10 protein-coding genes are annotated in these 19281 nt (G+C 57.0%); 4 read left to right on the top strand and 6 right to left on the bottom strand.

Annotated elements, in window-relative coordinates; translation table 11 throughout:
• Nucleotides 1–388 precede the first annotated feature (388 nt).
• Nucleotides 389–1420 carry a hypothetical protein gene (locus tag JSS95_11405; protein MBS1800422.1) on the top strand — a complete coding sequence of 344 codons (1032 nt, stop codon included), beginning with the start codon at nucleotides 389–391 and terminating at the stop codon, nucleotides 1418–1420.
• 138 nt (nucleotides 1421–1558) lie between these two features.
• Nucleotides 1559–2575: a YncE family protein gene (locus JSS95_11400; GenBank protein ID MBS1800421.1), complete on the top strand. Its 1017-nt coding sequence runs from the start codon at nucleotides 1559–1561 to the stop codon at nucleotides 2573–2575.
• 18 nt (nucleotides 2576–2593) lie between these two features.
• Here JSS95_11400 and JSS95_11395 read toward each other — a convergent pair whose 3' ends face one another.
• The 3 genes from JSS95_11395 to JSS95_11385 are packed head-to-tail and all read right to left on the bottom strand — an operon-like array spanning nucleotide 2594 to nucleotide 8355.
• Nucleotides 2594–5719, bottom strand: coding sequence for an efflux RND transporter permease subunit (locus JSS95_11395; GenBank protein MBS1800420.1), 3126 nt, complete (start codon nucleotides 5717–5719; stop codon nucleotides 2594–2596).
• Nucleotides 5720–6973 (bottom strand): efflux RND transporter periplasmic adaptor subunit, encoded by a 1254-nt coding sequence (locus tag JSS95_11390; protein MBS1800419.1) that lies wholly within the window; start codon nucleotides 6971–6973, stop codon nucleotides 5720–5722.
• Between the two features lie 32 nt (nucleotides 6974–7005).
• Nucleotides 7006–8355, bottom strand: coding sequence for a TolC family protein (locus tag JSS95_11385; protein ID MBS1800418.1), 1350 nt, complete (start codon nucleotides 8353–8355; stop codon nucleotides 7006–7008).
• A 175-nt stretch (nucleotides 8356–8530) separates the two neighbouring features.
• Between JSS95_11385 and JSS95_11380 the strand changes: the two genes are divergently transcribed.
• Both JSS95_11380 and JSS95_11375 read left to right on the top strand, forming a co-directional pair.
• Nucleotides 8531–10075 carry a Na+:solute symporter gene (locus tag JSS95_11380; protein MBS1800417.1) on the top strand — a complete coding sequence of 515 codons (1545 nt, stop codon included), beginning with the start codon at nucleotides 8531–8533 and terminating at the stop codon, nucleotides 10073–10075.
• 15 nt (nucleotides 10076–10090) lie between these two features.
• Nucleotides 10091–11269: an amidohydrolase family protein gene (locus JSS95_11375; protein ID MBS1800416.1), complete on the top strand. Its 1179-nt coding sequence runs from the start codon at nucleotides 10091–10093 to the stop codon at nucleotides 11267–11269.
• A 46-nt stretch (nucleotides 11270–11315) separates the two neighbouring features.
• Here the strand turns inward: JSS95_11375 and JSS95_11370 are convergent, their stop codons facing one another.
• The 3 genes from JSS95_11370 to JSS95_11360 all read right to left on the bottom strand — a co-directional run bounded on the left by JSS95_11370 (nucleotide 11316) and on the right by JSS95_11360 (nucleotide 19256).
• Nucleotides 11316–14714, bottom strand: a complete 3399-nt coding sequence (locus tag JSS95_11370; GenBank protein MBS1800415.1) for an alpha-mannosidase — start codon at nucleotides 14712–14714, stop codon at nucleotides 11316–11318.
• A gap of 958 nt (nucleotides 14715–15672) precedes the next feature.
• A complete protein-coding gene (locus tag JSS95_11365; protein ID MBS1800414.1) occupies nucleotides 15673–17991 on the bottom strand; it encodes a helix-hairpin-helix domain-containing protein in 2319 nt (772 codons plus the stop codon).
• Nucleotides 17988–19256: a ThuA domain-containing protein gene (locus JSS95_11360; protein MBS1800413.1), complete on the bottom strand. Its 1269-nt coding sequence runs from the start codon at nucleotides 19254–19256 to the stop codon at nucleotides 17988–17990. The genes JSS95_11365 and JSS95_11360 overlap by 4 nt, the downstream gene beginning before the upstream one ends.
• Between the last annotated feature and the right edge of the window lie 25 nt (nucleotides 19257–19281).

The following is a 19281-nucleotide window of genomic DNA, read 5'->3' as shown; positions in this document are numbered from 1 at the left end:
TTCTGCTCTGTCGTCCTCCGCGTTGATGTGTCCTCCGCTGCTGCGCTCGGCCTTCGGGCAGGCGCATGCCGCGACTGGTGAGCGCCCGGTGCGTCTCGCAATCCTGGGCTCGACCTATCGCCGCGGCTCGAATCTTCAAACCATCGCCGATCGTTTTCTCGTGGGCTACCCCTACGAGGGCGACTGGCATATGCCGAACGTGCAGGTCGTCTCCGTTTATGTCGACGAGAGAATTCGCAAGGCAACTGCGGCGGCCAACGAGTTTCAGTTGGCCCTTGCCGGCAAAACGAGACGGCGGCAGCCGCCGCCACCGCCTGCTCCGGGAGCAAAGCGCACCCCCGATGAGCGATGGGAGCCTGCCGCGCCGTCGTCGGAGGAACAGGGGCTCATGAACGATCTCTGCCCGGCGCGTGCGCAGCAGTTCGGTTTTCGTCTCTGCCACAACATTCCGGAGGCGCTGCGTTGCGGTGGCGACAAGATCGCAGTCGACGCCGTTCTCACGGTCGTCGAACAGTGCGATGAATATCCCTACGGCACCAATAGCAGGGACCAGGTGCTGCTTCCGCGTTACGATTTTTTCCAGCAATGCGCGCAGGTCTTCGAGACTGAAAGACATTCCGTTCCCTACTTCAATCACAAGCAGCTCTCCTTTAGCTTTGTTGAAGCGCAAAGCATGGTGAAGACCGCCGAGCGCCTCAATTTCCCGTTGATGGCAGGCTCGTCGATGCCTGTAACCTGGCGCCTGCCGGATGTCGACGTTCCCGACGGAGAGCGCGTTCAAGAGGCCGTTATGGTTGGCGTTGGCCGTCTCGATGGCATGGACTTCGATGCTCTCGAAGCGATGCAGAGCATGTTGGAGCGACGCAGGGGAGGAGAGACGGGTGTAAAAGCTGTTCAACTGCTTGAGGGCGACGACGTATGGGCGGCAGGGCAGGCAGGGCGCTGGTCCAAAGAGCTGCTTACTTCCGCGCTCTCGCGCAGCGATACGCCGATGGGATTGACCTTGCTCGACGGCCGCAATCAGGACCTGGTTGGCGACGGCGTGTTGCCGCAACTCGTCAAGGACCCGGCTGCCTACTGCATTGAATACGCCGATGGGACCAAAGCGACGCTGCTGATGCTCAACGGGGCCGTCAGGGACTTCAATATCGCCGTGCGGCTGGCGGGGCAGAATACCGTCTCCACGCAGTTCTTTATGTCGCCCGCGCCGAATGAGACGTATTCCGCCTGTCTCGCTGGAAAGATCGACCAGATGTACCAGGCTCGCGCGACGCCTTACCCTGTCCAGCGCACTCTGCTTACTACAGGCATACTTGAGGCCTGCCTGAATTCCAGACATCGGTTGAATCAGAGGCTGGAGACTCCTCATCTGGCAACAAACTACCCAGCTCCATCCGAATCCCAATATAGCCGCACCTAAATACTGAAGCACGAGTGAGATGGGCAGTCTTGATCGACTGCTCATCTTATCTTCATGAACCTTTCAGGTTGAATTAAGCTAACCTTCTTACTCTTGGCAGGCCGGCGATTCGCCGAGTCCTCATTCAGGAGTTCCCCCATGCGCACTTTTCCGGGAGCAGTTGCTCTGACCCTCCTCTCACTTGCAGTGTCAGCCACTGCCCAGAACTACCACGTCTCCAACCACTGGAAGGTTGGCGGCCAGGGTGGCTGGGACTATTTACTGAGCGATGACGCCGCGCATCGGCTCTACATCACGCACAACTCCCGCGTCGAAGTCGTCGACAGCAAAACCGGAAAGTCCCTTGGAGCCGTAACCGGGCTAAAGAGTACACACGGCGTTGCATTAAATCCCGACGGCAAGACAGGTTACATCAGCGACGGCGCGGGAAACGCCATCGTGGTCTTCGACCGGGCAAGCCTCTCCATCAAAGCAACTGTGCCTGCGGGCACAAATCCCGATGGCATTACATATGAACCCACTACGAAAACGGTATGGGCATTCAATGGCCGCAGCAAGAACGTCTCCGTGATGGATACGGCGTCCAACGGAATCATCGCGACGGTAGCGTTACCCGGCAAGCCGGAGTTTCCGCACGCCGATGGCCATGGGGCTGTTTACGTCAACATCGAAGACAAAAATTCCATTGTGAAGCTGGATGCCGCGACACAAAAGATCGTTGCGACATGGCCGCTTCAAGGTTGCGATTCGCCATCGGGCATGGCTATCGACCATGCACACCACCGTCTGTTCTCGGTTTGCGATGGAGGAAAGATGGCGATTGTCGATTACACCTCCGGCAAGCTGCTTGGGCTGGCCTCGATCGGCGACTCGCCCGACGCAGCCGGCTTCGACCCGAAGAATGGCCTTGCCTTCTCCTCCAACGGAGGCAGCGCCACTCTGAGCGTCATCGATACAACAAAGCCCGGCTTCCCAACGGTCCAGACGTTGAATACAGCCAAGGGAGCCCGAACCATGACTCTCGATTCTTTGACAGGACGCATTTATCTCGTCACCGCTCAGTTCGCACCGGCACCTGCCGCTACAGCGACGATGCCTCATCCGCGGCCAACGATCGTTCCCGACAGCTTTGAAGTGATTGTCGTTGAGAAGTAATCTTTATCGGCTTGCCGGTTACGAGGCCCGCGACATTGTCGCGGGCCTCTCTTCTGCGCTCACGGAATGCGATCTGGTCAGCAGGTAGTAAACCACCGGCGTAACGATCAAGCTCAATACCATCGAGATCAACAGGCCGCCGATGACTGCGATCGCCAGCGGCTGCAACATCTGCGACCCTGAACCCAGCGCGAACGCCAGCGGCAACATGCCGCACACCGCCGCAGTCGCGGTCATCAGGATAGGCCGCAGACGACGCTGGGCGGCATGGACCATCGCATCTCTAGCGGAGACGCCATCGCGACGATAGCGCTCATCGGCATCGAGCAGTAGAATGCCGTTTTTCGCGACGATGCCGATCACCATAATGACGCCCATGAACGACGCGACATTGAAGGTCGTGCGCGTCGCCAGCAGAGCGAAGACAACGCCTGCAATGGAGAGAATCGACGATATCAGGATCGCTGTAGGAGCATAGAAGTTACGAAACTCCACCAGCAGAACGCCGAATACCAGGGCAAGCGAAAGCAGGAGCACGCGCAGCAGCTCATGGAACGATTGTTGCTGCTCCTGGTAGGTTCCTCCATATTCAATGCGCACGGTTGGAGGCAGGCGCATCGCCTGAATCGTCTGCTGCACCTTCGAAATCGCCGTGCCAAGGTCGGAGCCTTCGAGCCTTCCGGTCACGGTAATCAGTTGCTGGAGGTTCTCACGCTTGATCTCATTTTGAGGAGGCAACTGCGTAATCTGCGCCAGCGATCCAAGGTTTGCGAGCTTCCCGGTGGAGCTGTTGAAGACAACATTCTGGATCGTATCCAGCGACTTACGGGTCTCGTCTCCAAGCCGCACACGCACTGTGTATGGACGCCCATTTGCAATCAACGGGTCCGTCGTCGTCACTCCATCGAGAATCGACGTGGCATCTTCCGCTACTTCAGTAGGCGTAAAGCCAAGACGGCCCGCAACACTGGGATCTATCTGAAAGTTGGTCGCCGGCCCGCTGATCGTATTGTCGATACCGTTCTGCACATCGACAACACCACCGATCTTGCTGATGGCATCGCCGATGCGCGGCCCTAACTCCGCCAACAAGAGGGGATCGTTTGCAAACACCTTGATCTGAATCGGCTCTGGAGCGTTGGACAAGTCACCGATCATGTCCTGGAGCACCTGGGTAAATTCAATGTCGAGAGCCGGTTCCGTCTTCTTGATTTGTGCGCGCGCATCGGCGATGACCTCGTCGATACCGCGATCTCGCTTGCTCTTGAGTTTCACGGAGATGTCGCCCGTGTTGGCTTCAGTGACTGCCGCAAGCCCCAGTTGAAGCCCTGTACGCCGCGATGTGCTTTCGACTTCAGGCATATCGTGCAGAATGCGGTCAACGTGGCTCAATACGCGGTTCGTCTCACTCAAGGAGCTGCCGGCCGGCATGATGTAGTCGAGGATGAATCCTCCCTCATCCATCTCCGGCAGCAGGTCGGAACCCAGCGACCGATACCCCAGCCAACTGCCAAAAACGAGCACCGCGCAGATGGCAACCAAAGCGAACGGCCTGTCGAGCGACCAGGCAAGACCACGCTCATGCCAGTTCAGGATCTTCCGCATAAAGCGGCCATGTTCCTCATGCGGCGTACCGGCTGCATGCCCGCGTTCACGCAGCAGAATCAGACTTAGCGCAGGCGTCCAGGTTACAGCGAGAAGAAGCGATGTAAGGAGCGCGGCAGTCATCGTAATCGCAAGCGCGCGAAAGAAACTGCCCGTCACGCCAGTGACCGAGATCAGCGGCAGGAAGACGACGACCGGAGTGATGGTCGAACCCACAAGAGGGACAGCAATCTCTCGCAGCGCCAGCCTGGCTGCGTTGGCGCGCGATTCGCCCGAGTCGCGATGCAACACGATATTTTCGACGACGACGATGGCATCGTCGATAACAAGGCCAATTGCCGCGGCAAGTCCTCCCAGAGTCATCAGGTTGAAGCTTTCCCCGATGATCCACAGGAAGAGGATCGTGATCGCTACGGTGACCGGAATCACCAGTCCGGCAACCACAGAGGATGTCCAATCGCCCAGGAACAGGAACAGGATGATGCAGGCAAGCACAAGTCCGATCAGAATAGCGTCACGCACACTCCGGATGCTCTCGCGAACAAGCTCCGACTGGTCGTAGAAAGGCTCCAGGCGGACCCCGGGCGGAAGCGTCTTCTTCAGTTGCTGGACTTCAGATGCAACCGCATCGGCCACTGTGACGGTGTTGCTTGATGGTTGACGCGTTATGTTCAACAGCACTGCGGGCCGATCGTTTGCAGTGACGGTGGTGTAGACAGGAAGCACACCCTGCTGGACCGTCGCTACATCGGAGACGCGGACTGCCGCGCCCCCTGCTGTGGCCTTCACCACCAGGCGGCCAAGCTGGTCCGCATCGTGCGCCTGCGCTCCAATAAGGCCCAGGATGAGTTGGTGGTCTGCCTCGTAGAGGCCGGGCGAATCGATGATATTCGACACCTGCACGGCATTTACCAGGTCGAGGATCGTGACACCGGCCGTCTGCATACGCGCCATGTTGGGGACGATGTGAAACTCCGGGACCTTGCCTCCCTGCACAACGACAGTTCTGACTCCGGGAACGCGATTCAGCGGCGGCCTTAGCTGGTACGTCGCAATCTCCCACAACTGCGTCTGCGACAAACGGTCGGAGGTGAGGCTGTAACCGACGACGGGAAATGTCGCAAACGTCAGCCGGTTCGTCGTAATCGTGGCAGTAGCTGGTAGTGTCTGGCGCGTCTTGCTGAGCGCCGCATCGACCAACTGGAGTGTGCGAAACATATCGACGCCCCAGTCGAAGAAGAGGCTCACCTCAGCAGATCCACGGCTTGTCGTGGAACGGACGGTGACCAGCCCCGGCACCGCATTCATTGCATCCTCGATCGGCTTCGTGATGGTGACCTGCATCTGTTCGACTGGCATCACGCCGTTGTCAACCCCGATCACAACACGAGGAAAGTTGGTTTCGGGGAAGACCGATATCGGAACACGTTGCGAGGCATAGATACCGGTAAGCGAAAGGACGATCAGAAAGAATAGTATGGGGCCGCGGAAGCGTATCAGCCAGAAACTTTGCTCTTGATCAACAGCACTGTGCTCCATTTATTTGGCCTCCCCGCCTTCTGCATCGGGTTTGCCAATCTGCACCTTCGTACCATCGTCCAGCCCATAAGCCCCTGTAGTAACAACCAGGTCGACGTTCGTCAGCCCTTGCGTCACCTGGATGTCCTGACCGTCATTGATGCCGAGTTGGATGGCCCTCTTGTGGGCGATGCTGTCGGGACCAACTACCATCGCAGACTTCGATCCATCCTGACTGGTCAGAACAGCGGTCAAAGGAATCTTGACTGCGTTAGTAACGGTACGGCCAACGATCGATGTCCGCACCGGAGTACCGGCCTTGTACTTTCCAGCCTTGTTCTCAACCCGAAGCCACACCTCCACCGTAGTACTGCCAGGGTCTAGCGCCGGGCTGATCAACGATACCTTCGCCGGAACCGGCTCCTCGACACCTGGCACCTTGACTGTTGCGTCGTCACCGATGCTCAGGCGCTGAGCTACCGTTTGAGCCAGATGGACCTTCGCCAACAACGCCGAGGTGTCCATCACTGTGATAAGTGTGCTGCCGGAGTTGGCAGTCTCTCCCGGAAACAAAGGGCGGTCTGTGACGACGCCGTCTATTGGACTGCGAATCTCGGAGTAAACCACCTGCGCCTCTGCGGCCAGATACTTCCCCTTGGCAGAAGACAGTTGCCCTTGCGCCTGCTGAAGCGTCGCCTCACGGCTCACCCGCTGCAAAGAAGAATAATGATTGTTGGCAACGTCATACGCCGACCGCGCCTGCACAAGTGCAGCAACAGCCGTGTCGTAATCTCTACCCGCAATAGCGCCTTCCTTCAGCAGCTTCTCGCGCGCGGCAGTAATCTCTTCCTGAAGGCTTAGCTGTGCTTTGGCTTGCGCGAGATCCAACTCCGCCTTTTTGTAGTCTTCCGGAACCTGGGCTTTCGTCTGCATCTCATAAGCCGCTTCCGCTGCCTTGTATTGGCCATTGCTGTCCATCGCCTGCGCTGCAAGGTCGCGATTCTCGAGCACGGCCAGCAATTGTCCTGCCCTCACCTTCGCCCCGCGCTGCACGTAGAACTTCCGTACCGGCGCTGTGATCTTTGGAGAGATCGCAGCCTGCGCCAACGGCGAAAGCGTCGCATCCGCCATGATGTACTCCGAGATCGCACCCGTCTCCGGATGCTCAGCCTGCACTGTCACAAGAGTTGACGGCCCGGTATCGTCCGCTTTTTTGCAGCCCTGCAACATCAGCGAAAACGCAATCGCAACCACTACATGCTTCGCGTCCGGCATTGCGGAGCATAACGATGTCTTTATCACTTGCCTCATAGTGTCCCCATCAATAGCTGTAACGCCGCCAGAGCCGACTGATAGCGGACAGTCCCGTCTGTCTGCGCTGTCTCCGTTTGCAAGTACGAATTCTGCGCATCGACGACCTCAAGCGCAGTCGATTCACCCGCCGTATAACGCAGCTTGGTCAATCGCAGGCTCTCCGACGCTGTGCGAACACTCTCGTCAAGCAGGCTGAGTTGCACTTGAGCTGCCGACGCTTCAGCGTATGCCTCTTCGAGAGTAGCAATGAGGCGCCTTTGTGTTGCGCTCAGGTTCGTCTTCGCAGTGTCGCGCAAGATCTCGCTCTGCTTCACGCGCTTCTGCGTCGAAAACCAGTCCCATACGGGGATATCGAGAGTCCCGCTGATCGAGTAACCCAGGTTCTGCACGCCATCCGGCCCCTTCTTGGCGAACTGTGGAGCGTCGATTCCATAGGTGAAGTTGAGAGCGAGATCGGGAAGATATGCCGCCCTTGCCGAAACCACCCCTGCGTCGCCTGCACGAAGCTGGGCCAATGCGCTTCGGATCTCTGGATTATTCGCAGAGGCCAGGCTGCTGACCTCGTCGTGCGTCGGAAGCGCAGGTGGAGGGCTGGCAGTCTGTGTCGTATACGGCGTTCTTGGATCGGGGAAGAGCAAGACGCCCAACTCAAGGCGCGCTTTGTCGGCTGCAATCGTTGCATCGCTTAGATCGCGCTGACGCTGCTGTTGTTGAAGTTGAGCCTTCACGACGTCGGCATGGGCTACCTCACGGGCAGCTTCACGCTTCTGCGTCAGATCGGTAAAGGCCGATGCCTCCTGAAGGGCCTCCGTGAACAGGTTTCGCTTGGCATCGGTTGCAGAGACCTGGCTGTACAGGTTGACGACGGCAAAGACCAGACCGCGCCGTGCGATCTCCAACTCCGCCGTTGCCCTGGCAGCGTTCGCGGATGCCACCTGTGCATCGGAGAGTTGTTTGAGTCCAAATGTTTCATTGATCGACGCCTGGCTGATGTATTCATGCACAGCATTGTTCGCAATGAAGATCGGCGGGGTCTGCGTTCCCGCCTGCCCGCTCGAACCGGCCTGTCCATTCGGTTGCGTGTAAAGCATCTGGTTGTGATATGTCACCGAAGGGAGCAGCGCCGCCTTCGCCAGGTATCCGGCAATCACTGTATTCTTCTGTGCCGCTATACTTGCCGCAAACAGCGGCTCATTCAACTGTGCTTTCCGGATGGCTTCCTGGACTGTAATCATAGGCACGGAAGGCGCCTGTGCATGAGCGAGGCATGAAACCCCCGCCAGGCAAAGAGTCGTAGCACCGAAGGATCGTAACCGGCTATAAGTCCGTTCCAGGAAGCACATGCGCTTTACTTTATAGAACGAAACTTAATTTTCCCTTAATCAAAATACTTACCCAGGTAGCTGGAACGGGGCGCCTCACCCTCTCGGATGATCAGCCTTCGCCGAAAAAATGACACGATTTCGATCCAACCGGTAGCAGCAAGCTACCATTGGAAGTACATTTTGATGGATAAAGATGAAAATTTCAGGCTGGATTGTCCTAGGCACCTATTTCCTCTTGATGATCGGCGTAGGAGCGTTCGCCAGAAGGAAGGTGCGAAACGCCAGCGACTTTTTCACCGCTGGAGGATCGATGCCATGGTGGCTCTCCGGCATATCCCATCACATGTCAGGCTATAGTTCGGCAGTGTTCGTCGGCTACGCTGCGCTGGCCTATACATCCGGCATCACAGTCTATTTCTGGTGGGCCAGTTCGATCTCGCTTGCCCTGCTTGTTGGTTCCCGTATCTTCGCGCCAAAATGGTCGCGCCTTCGCCAATATCTCAATGTTGTATCCCCATTGGAGTATCTCAAGGTCCGGTACAACGTTCCGGCACAACAGATATTGGGCTGGAGCGGAGCGCTTCTAAAGATCTTCGATGTCGGCGCGAAGTGGAGCGCGTCGGCGATTCTTCTACATGCCTTTGCGAATGTACCCTTCCTGTGGGGCGTCTTGCTGACAGGCAGCGTAACGCTGATGTACTCCGTTATGGGTGGATTATGGGCGGATGCGCTCACCGATCTCAGCCAGTTTGTTATCCAGTTTGTAGCAGGACTTGCAATGCTGGTCGCAGTACTTCATCGTCTGGGTGGAGCGAGTGCCTTATGGGAAATGTGGAAGCTCCTCCCTCCCGATCACATAAAACCATTCCATGGCGACTATACGGTCATCTTTGCCTCGGTCTATTTCTTCGTCAATCTGCTGTCGTACAACGGAGGCACATGGAGCCTCGCTCAACGATTTCTCGCTGCACCCACCGAAGCGGACGCCAGACGATCGGCACGGCTATCGGCAGCACTCTATCTGGCCTGGCCGCCTGTCTTGTTTTTTCCCATGTGGGCGGCGCCAATAATCTTTCCCCACCTTGCGAATCCTTCAGAGTCATATGCACTGCTGACGAAGGAGCTTCTACCATCGTCCTTGATAGGTCTAGTTCTCGCCGGTCTATTTGCACATACCATGGCCATGACCTCTTCAGACGCAAACGCGGTTGCCGCTGTCATCGTGCGCGACATTCTCCCGGTTTTGCATCGCGGGGCTGCGAAGCTGGACGACGCGAATCAACTTCTTTCCGGCCGCATTGCCACTTTTATATTCCTGGCGCTCAGCATGCTGCTGGCCCTGTTTTCTTCCCACTTCGGTGGGGTAATCGGCATCATCATCCTTTGGTATGGAGCGCTCGTCGGTCCCATGGCAATTCCTGTATTGCTGGGCCTGCTCCCCGTATTTCGACGCAGTGGCCCAACCGCAGCTATCGCTTGCTGGTTGACCGGCGTCATCATATTTGGCGCAATCAAGGTCTTCCCTTCCGCTTATTGGCCTGATTCAGCCGCACGCTACGAAAATGCACTCACGGTGGGAGCCCCGCTTGCTCTGTCGTTTTTGGCTTATGTCGCAATGGGATGGCTTGCGCCGCTACGAAAGCCCGATTCAGAGCGCCTTTTGGCCGCTCTGAATGCGACTCAGGCTGGTTTGCCTACACCAGCTTTGAGAGCATCTGACGTGCCGTTGGAAAAATAGATGTACCAATCCAGAATGGCTGAATTTGCATGGAAGCATGGAGGGAGCATGGGCGAGAGAACGATAGAAGGACGAGATCCAGGCAGTGGAGATGGAATCGCTCTCACCATCTCCGGAGAAGGAATTACTTCTATCGTTCCCGCCCATGTATCGAGTGACCTTTGGATATCGCCGGGACTCGTGGATCTCCAGGTCAACGGATTCGCGGGGTTCGACCTGAATGGGCCGGCCCTCAGCGCGGAGACGGTTTCCGGCCTTACCCGATGTCTTCTTCAATTGGGCACAACTTCGTTTGCGCCCACTTTGATCACTGCATCGGAAGAAGATCTGCTGTACCGGCTTAAGTGCATCGATGATGCCTGCCGTACGGACCCAATTGCGGCAGCGTGCATTCCTTTCATTCACATTGAAGGCCCCTCCATCTCTCCGTTAGATGGGTTTCGTGGAGCCCATCCGCTAGAGCACGTGCGGCCTCCTTCGCTCGCTGAATTTGAACGATGGCAAGCAGCATGTAACCAACGAATAGGAATGGTGACTCTGTCACCGCATTTTGCAGAGGCAGAACGCTATATCGCTTCTCTATCGGAGCGCGGAGTTCATGTCTCCCTGGGCCACACCAATGCAACCCATGAGCAACTCGAGACCGCGACGAAAGCGGGTGCGCGCCTGTCAACTCACCTTGGGAATGGTATCGCCTTGCAGATTGACCGCCACCTGAATCCCATCTGGAGTCAACTTGCGGACAAGCGCCTCACCGCGTCCTTTATTGCAGACGGACACCACCTCCCGGAGCAAGTGCTGATCTCCATGATGCGCGCCAAAGGTCTGGGTCGCTGCATTCTAGTATCCGATGCTGTAGCCCTGGCAGGTATGCCCCCTGGAACATACGAAACCACCATTGGAGGGCATGTCCATTTGTCTCCTGAAGGCAGGCTGTCCATCGATGGCACATCTCTGCTCGCCGGTTCCGCCAGTTCCTTGCTAAGGTGCGTTGAGGCCGCCGTTCGAATGACCGGGCTTCCTTTGGCAACTTTATTAAAGATGGCGACAGAAATCCCTGGACGATTTGCAGGCCGTGGCCGCCTGCATCCAGGTGCGCGTGCAGACATCATGCGTTTCAGATGGAACGATACGCTGAATACGGCTACCATCCATGACGTGTGGGTCGCCGGTGAACACTTTTACCATGCCTGATAGCTCAAGGAGCTGAATTCAGTCACTCGCCCTATGCTCAGTTCGATCACTTTGTTCCTTGCATGTTCCAGATGCTACCGCCTCGCGCGGGAAACTGGATCCGCACTGTGTTGATGGAATACGGAGCTACATTGAGGTTAAGCTCGTTTCCGTTGAGTGATATATCCGGGTTCGAGGTAAGGTCCTGCTCCATCAGATTGACTTCCCGCGCCTCGGATGCGCCTGCTGGAATTCTGATCTTTGCACGTGTTTCCTCCCCCGCCCACTCATAGAAGCGAAGAATGATGCTGTCGTTATCTTCATCTTTCTTCATTGCGGTTAAAACGAGGTTATGGGGAGCTACGCGGACAAACGAGTGAGTTGACGGCAGGTCGCCGGCGTGCGATTCAATCTGCGAAGCCTGCATGTTGTAGTTGTACTCGTAGCCGCGCAGAACCGTGTCAGCCTGCTTCCATGAACCGGCATGAGGGTAAAGCGAGTAGCTGAAGTGCTGGTGTCCCCGGTCAGAGGTGGGATCGGGATAAAGTGGCGCGCGCAGCAGCGAGAGCCGCAGGACGTTGCCAAGAGCATCATAGCCATACTTGGAGTCATTGACGACACTGAAGCCGTGGCGACTGTCGCCAAGGTCGGCCCAACGCAGTGCGGGAACCTCAAAGCGTGCGGCATCGATGGGATTGTCGCGCGTTGTGCTGCGCTCGATGCCGCCGAATGGTATCTCATAGGTGGCAGCAGAGCTTGTAGCGGTAAGTGGAAAGCTGGCTTTGAGCAGAACATGTGTCTCGTGCCAGTCGATATCGTTGACCACATCGACCCGCGGCGTCGCGGCGTAAAGGATGACGTCCTGAACAAAGGTGGACTTGCTCCAGTGGCGCGTGATGCGAATTACCGCGCGGAGCGGACCGCGCTCAACAGTCTCAATGCTCGCGAGTGCCGTAAGGTCTGTCTTCTGTTTGTTGTAGTCCTTGTCGATGTTCCAGGCGTCTTCGACGCGGATACTGTCGAGGTTGGCCTCGGTCAAGCTGCGACCGGTATCGACAAAGGCCTCAAGCAGGTTGCCGCACTGGCCGGGAACGATGCTCTCGAACTTGGCGGCTTTGTGGTAAAGACTGGTAATGCAGCCGTTCTTTGGATCGAGCGAGACACGGAGAAAGGCGTTCTCCATGGTTGTGCCATGGAGTGCAAGGTCGCTCGCAGCCTTGCGTTGGCCAGGCAGCGCGTGCAGAACCGTGTATCCAATGGCGGGCACGCTCCTGGGCTTTAGGAGCAGATGGTAGATGTTGGTCTGCTTGTCATGCGAAAGAACCTGCATGAGGACCGGCTGCCTGTCGGCGTCGAGCACGTTGATACCGTTGGGCGTAGCATGCGGCATCTGCACAGTAGTGGAGATAGCATCGGAACGATCCCAGCTCAGCGAATTCCACACAACGATGGGTACGCCGGGCTGAGCAGCGGTATCGATATGACTATCGAGCTCGTGGAGGGCGCTGTCTGTCGCCTCACTTGAAATCCTGTGCACAGCATCATAGTCTCGCTGGGCGTCTTTGTAGACTGAAGCGATCGCGGTTCCGGCGGCAACATCGTGGAACTCATTGAACGCTTTTTTCTTCCAGGCCTCGGTCAAAGAGGCTTCGGGATAATCCCGGCCGCTTAGCCATGCAAGTGAAGAGTATTTCTCCGCGTCGAGCAGCCATTCGTCGCTTCGGCGCATATTCGCTTTCTGGGTCGCCTGGCTGGTGAAGGTTCCGCGGTGATGCTCGAGATATATCTCGTCGTTCCAGACGGGCAGACTGATCTTACCAACGGGCGGGGCGGGTAGCTGCACGTTGCCAGCGGCCAGAGTCCTGTAGTTCCAGACCGGCATACCAGTGGCGGCGAGGCGTTGGTTCATGTCGTTGAAGAATGACTGCGAGGTGCGGAACTCTACGCGTGGGTACACCCGGTCGGGATTGGACCAGTCGATTCCGTTTTCGATGGATTCGCGCGCTCCAGGAATGTTGAGACGGCCCAGGCTGGGGCCATAGACGTGCATGAGAGCCTCCTGACCTGGATTGAGCTTGATGGCAACGCTGAGATCGCGTGCCATCTCGTCGGCCTCAGTGCCCTGGACGATGTCGTGCGGAAAGTAAGAGAGGACGCGGCTGCCATCAGGTGACTGCCACCAGAAAAGCTTAAGCGGGAGCTGGTTGGTGTCGTTGTAACGAAGCTTCTGCGTAATGAAGTAATCGATACCAGACTTCTTATATATCTGTGGGAGCTGCCAATCGTATCCGAAGGAATCGACATTCCACCCAATCTTGACGTCGACGTTGAACTTCTTCTGGAAGTAACGTTTACCGAGCAGCAGTTGGCGAACCTGAGATTCACCATCGGTCATATTGAGATCGGGTTCGACCCACATGCCGCCGACCAGCTCCCATCGCCCTTCTTTCACGCGCTTCTGAATCTCGGCAAATATCCCGGGAAACTTCTCTTCCATCCACTCGTAGTACTGGGCGCTTGACTGAGACAACGTGTATTGAGGGTATTCGCGCATCATTTGGAGCGCACTAGAGAAGGTAAAACGCACCTGGTCGACGGCCTCAGAGGCAGTCCAAAGCCACGCTGCATCAATGTGGGCATCGCCCGTTAGCTGGATAAAGAACTTCTTCAGCAGAGGCTGTAGCGGCTTAAGGGCGTCTTGCGCTCGAATCAACGAGGCGTCGAACGCGGGCTGATCGTTCCGATCGAGCGCAGCGAGGTCGACGGAATTGGCTGCATCGTCGAGAACCTTCTCTTGCGATGCAAGTTCTGTGGGACCTTTTACGATAGCTGGCAGAAGCTGCGCCGCCGAGATCAGCTCGGTGGCAAGCGCGACGGGGTTGGGACGGGCCGGAAGGAAATTCACCGAGACCGAAGCTCCCTCAAAGTGCTTGATCTCGGAGGTGAGCGGCATCTTGACGGCGATGAGCACCTTGTCGCCGGGCTTTGCGCTCTCAAAGAGGGTACGCGGCGCGATGTATGTGCCTTCAATAACGCGCTTACCGTTGAAGTAGATCATCTCGTAGAGATAGCCTCGCCCCGGGCCAAAGCCGCCGACATCGATCTTGAAGGTGATACGTGTGCCGGTGAGGTCGTAACCGTTCAACGTTTTGGGAATCTCGATCCATCGGCGCAGCCATATCTCCTGGACCGGGGCGACGAAAGGCAGATGCACGGTCTTCCATCCGGAAGTGTCTAGGTCGGGACTTTCGCCGTGTTCAACAGGACCTTCGTGGTACTGCCAATCACGGGCATCAAGACTGCCGAAGGAAGAGAGGCGCTGGACGACTGCCCTGGCCTGAGGGGAAAACTGATAGGCGTAACCGGGTTGAGCGAATAATGGCACAGTCACGAAGAGACTTGCAACCAAGCAGATGGTCTTGCAGAGTCTCCAACTCAAAGGGCACGCAGGTAGATATTTCCCCATGGAGAATCATTCTGCCAAACGAGCCCATGTATTCCAAATCTGAAAGACTTGGCCCGTAGATCGGGCGGCCTCGCGATCACGATGCCTTTGCCGACGACCTGCTAGTTTTGACGGAACACGTAGTGATCGAAAGACGAAATGGCGGTGGATGCAGTCTAGAGCGAACGGCTCTCTGTGATTAATTCCCAGTAACAGGGAAAAGTACAGGGAATTTCTTGTGATTTCGGCTAACTGCCCTGGCGGGAATGCCTCTATCACCTTGCATTCAGGCTATTTATTGCATTTAGCTCTCGACCTCGCGCTCTACGGAACAGGGAATTTTCATTTATGTATCAGGAAATTGCATTCCCTGATATTCGCTTGAAGTTCCCAACCCCTTCCGTTCAATTAACCAAAATGTCATTTATAATCAACAACTTAAATGTAACCACAGTTTAGCGTTTTGGTCTGTCGAACAATAGTCGAACCTCCTGTTCACCCTCTTCCTGCTCCGCGATTTTGCTCTCCAACATGTTCCAGATTACCTTCGCCGTAGTGCCGGTTCTGGTGATGTGCTTGCGTCCCAACTTGGAATAACGCTCGGTCATTTTGATATTCGAGTGCCGAGAATCTTCGCCAGATCGTAGGGATCACCGTCGTTCATCATGTACCAGGAGACAAAAGTTTGACGCAGATCATGGAACCAGAAGTCCCGAATCTTCGCTCGTTTGAGCAAATCCTCAAACTCCCCTTCTCGGCCCCTTACTCTTCGGTTCACCTTCGGCGGGAAGATCTGATCCTCATTGATCGTTGGGGATAAGCTGGTTCTTCCCGTGAGCATATAAAGAGTTTCGGCCCGCGTTTCCAAAGGTGTACGGGGTGCGGGAGAGTTGTCGCACTAATGGATGACCAGCGAAATACTGAGTTAGCTACATTGCCAGGCAGCCTGAAAAGGCCGGCGTCTCGCGTCCTCTCAACGTCAGTCACGAAATGCGATGGCTTCCGCCTTTGCCTGTATTTTGTCTGGGCTAACACCGGATACGCTCTTGAGCTGGTCCAGACCCTTGATGTCGCCATTCTGTTGCCGGTAAGAGACGATCGCTTGTGCTTCTTTCTCTGTCAGACCTAGCCCTTCTTCAAGCTGAGCTGCGGCCGCTTTGTTTACGTTCGTCTTCCCGAAGTACTTCGAGAGATACGCGGTCACATCCGCAGTCTCCGGCTCTGATAGTTGTGCACCGCGCTCTACCATAACGCCGACCATTCGGCGCCATCCGGCCTCTGTGTATCGTTCCCTGGTCGCCACGTCGACTTGGTGACATTGCACACAAGCGCGCAGCAAAGCCGCCTTGCCCTTACCCTCCGGCAGCTCATCGTTTTGCTTCTCCGCAGCCACCGGTACTGCAACAGTTTGTGTGATAGAAGACTGATCGCGGCTAGTAGCAGTTCCTTCAGTGCTGAGCTTGGGTTGAGCGAGAGTGGTGAACCGATTCACGGATCGCGTGGCGTCGTCTGATCCCACGTTTTCTTGCTTAATTCCGAACGCTACAATTCGGTCGGTGCCAACATAGACATTTCCATCAGCTATTGTTGGCGAGTTGTATTTTCCGCTCGTTTGAAGAAGTCCAGGATCGGTTTTCCAAATAACCTTCAACGTATTTGGATCTACTGCATAGAGAACAGGCTGCGGAGACTTGGGTCCGGTGAGGATCGCGCTGCGCGGCGCGTTCTCGTCCAACACCCACACGATCCCGTCCTTGCCACCGTTGCTGCTGACCACCGGGGGACCGGGATTCTTCAGCACGAAGTCCATCGCCCGCCCATCCACCCGAAGGTACGGATGGACGCCCGCCGAACGCAATAACTGCAGCCGCACCAGGCTGGGCGCAACGCTGATCTCCGTGTCCTCAGGATCCTTGTTGTTGCCCGAGTAGAACAGGTACTCGTAGCCGGAGGCATTCCGGAAGTAGGCGGGGGTAGCCCGGTTCTTCGCCCGGTCGAGCATGCCTTCGGTATCGGAATAGGGTCCAAAAATATTGAGCGGACCACGCTTGCCGAATTGCGGTTGCGGTTCCGGTGGGAGCAGGGATTGATCGGTGCTGGCGTCCTCACTACAGGGACGGCGTTCATCACCGAGGACCGTGAAACTAGATTGGCCGAGGAGATACGCGTTACCCTGCTTGCCTCCCACCGCGACCAGCGGATCCTCGAAGGCCGACTTGCTGTCAACATCCGGCAGGATGCTCGCTCCGCTGCTGCCGACGTCGACATCCCCCGCCTCGGTGCGACAGTAGTTGAAAGGCGTGTAGACGCCCCGCAACGTCAAGCCGGAGGCGGAAACGGGATCAAATTTCAGTACGGACTGTGCCCAGTTATGCAAGGGAGGCGCGTGCTTCTGGCTACCGCTTGCCCCGGTAACGGCATAGATATTGCCGCGAGCATCGATGGACACGCCGGTTGAGCCCCATACTCCTCCAATAGAATCCTCGGCCAACGGCGTGCTGCTGAATGCTGTCGTCAGAGTCTTACGCTGCGTGTCGATCGCCACCACCCAGCCGCGGCCCTGACCGATGGTGGCGAAAAGATAGCGATCATCGGGGCTGAGGTTGAGCGCACCACGCTGGATCGAGAATCGACCGGGCCGCCAAGGCGCTGCGGGGGTGTCGCCATAGCGCGGATTGCGATTGATTGACGGTTGTTCGAGTGCTTTTTCATCCATCGCCACCGGCCAGCCGTCAAGCACCATGCCATTCGACAGGTCGAGTCCATACATTCGGAAGCTCGTGACCTCGCCGCAGCTCACGACATAGAGATGTTTGCGGGCCTTGTCGATCACAGGCGTGCCGACGATGCCCATGGCGCTGGCGTCCCAGCGCAGGATGCAGGGAGCATCCAATTGGGTCTTCCAAAGGATTGCACCGGGAGCAACCCCGTTCGACCGGGTCGCATTAATGGCATAGACATAGCCGGTGCTCGCTGCAGCGATGACGACGCGGAAGGTCTTCCCGCTATACTCCTTGGTCTGAATCTTCAGTCCATCTATATAAAGAGGTGAAGCGTAAAGGCGCGCCGGATATTTCCCGAATCCGTCGAGTTCAGGGGACTCCCACAGCTTGCCGAACCGCCCCGCGGCAAGCGTGGCAGGAGTGAGCTTACGTTCCCTGGAGAACCAGCCGGTGCGTTGACGGTCAGCGTGCGCGGTGAGCACGTCGGCCCGCTTCGCCTCTTCCGCTACTGCCGCTCCGGCTACCGACAGGCACAAAAGTGACAGGACAAGAACGTTCGCTATCCGTATCGTCATTTTTCTCCGATCGCAATCCGGTCAGCGGAGTTGTAGGAAATCGACAGGACCGCGTCCTCCTTGCCGATGTTGCGCGCGTTGTGCAGTGTCCCTTCGGGGATCGTCACAGTGTCGCCTGCACTCATCTCGTATTCTTTGTCGCCCACCCGGTTCATGATGTGCCCCTGAACGACGTGCAGGATCTCATCGCAATTGGGGTGGCTGTGAACCGGGTTTTCCTTCCCGGGGTTGATGGTGGCTATGCCTACGGTCATAAAGAGAGAGTTCCCAAGCTCTCGCGACGCGAGCCATTCGAGCTTGCCCCAGGGCTGCGGCTGGACAACAGCTTCCGCCCGCGTTAGGAGCAGACGCCGGGGTGTGGCCGAAGCGCGGCCTCCTCCGTGTGGCATCGTCGGGGCGTTCGTAGTCGCCCCAGCAAGAGGCACGTCGCGTTTGGATGTCCAGAGGATCGCGTTCAGTAGCATGTCGCGAATCTGCGGCTGATCGAACGTCAACAGATAGTGGCCACCGGTGAATGCGAACGACCGGCCGCCATTGGGCCGCTCAGCAGCCCACGCAATGACATGGTCTGCGGGAGGCTCCTCGAAGACAGGCTTGTTGTTTTGGGTTTGGATATGGACCTTCGCGGAAAGTATCGGTGTGACTTTGTCGGTCTTGGAGAAGGTTAGGGTTGGGTAGAACTCGTCCAGAAGCTCAAAAGGTTTCAGTCCATTGGCAATGGGATTTTTATCCGCTCCTGAGATCTGCATCTGTGCGATCTCAGTCGTGCGGTCAGCCATACCGAAGCGAACGCCGCCGAGCCAATCGGCCATCGGAATGATGCTGGCCTGGCTGGGGAGGGTGGACGCCTGGTGCAGGGCGATGAGCCCTGCGCCCTTGTCCATCAACCGCTCCATGGCCACTCGACGCGGTTCATTGTCTAAGGCGTGGCCCATCCTCCCGACATGCCGTTCGCCGCCTCCGTAATCCATCCCAAAATACATGAGGACGACATCAGCGTCGGCGATCTGGGAAAGGTCCGCGGGAAAGCCCGTCGGGAATGACTTGACGACCGGATTGAGGGCCTGGAATTGGGGGGATCCCTTGATCAACCGCTCGATCGCGAGAATCCCGTCAGGATAGTCATGCTCAGTCCGGGGATAACCCTGTTTAGCTCCGCCGATCAGAACGATCGTAGGCCCTGATGGGGTCGCAGTGGTCGTGGACCCGGATTGGGCCGCAGCGGCAAAGCAAGCGACTACCGCCAATGTGCAGATAGTCAGCATTGCGACAGGTAACTTTGCTAAGACA

This window comes from Acidobacteriota bacterium (genome assembly GCA_018268895.1).
Lineage (GTDB): Bacteria > Acidobacteriota > Terriglobia > Terriglobales > Acidobacteriaceae > Edaphobacter.
The sequence above is the reverse complement of the archived record's forward strand: the minus strand, read 5'-3'. Positions and strand labels throughout refer to the sequence as shown.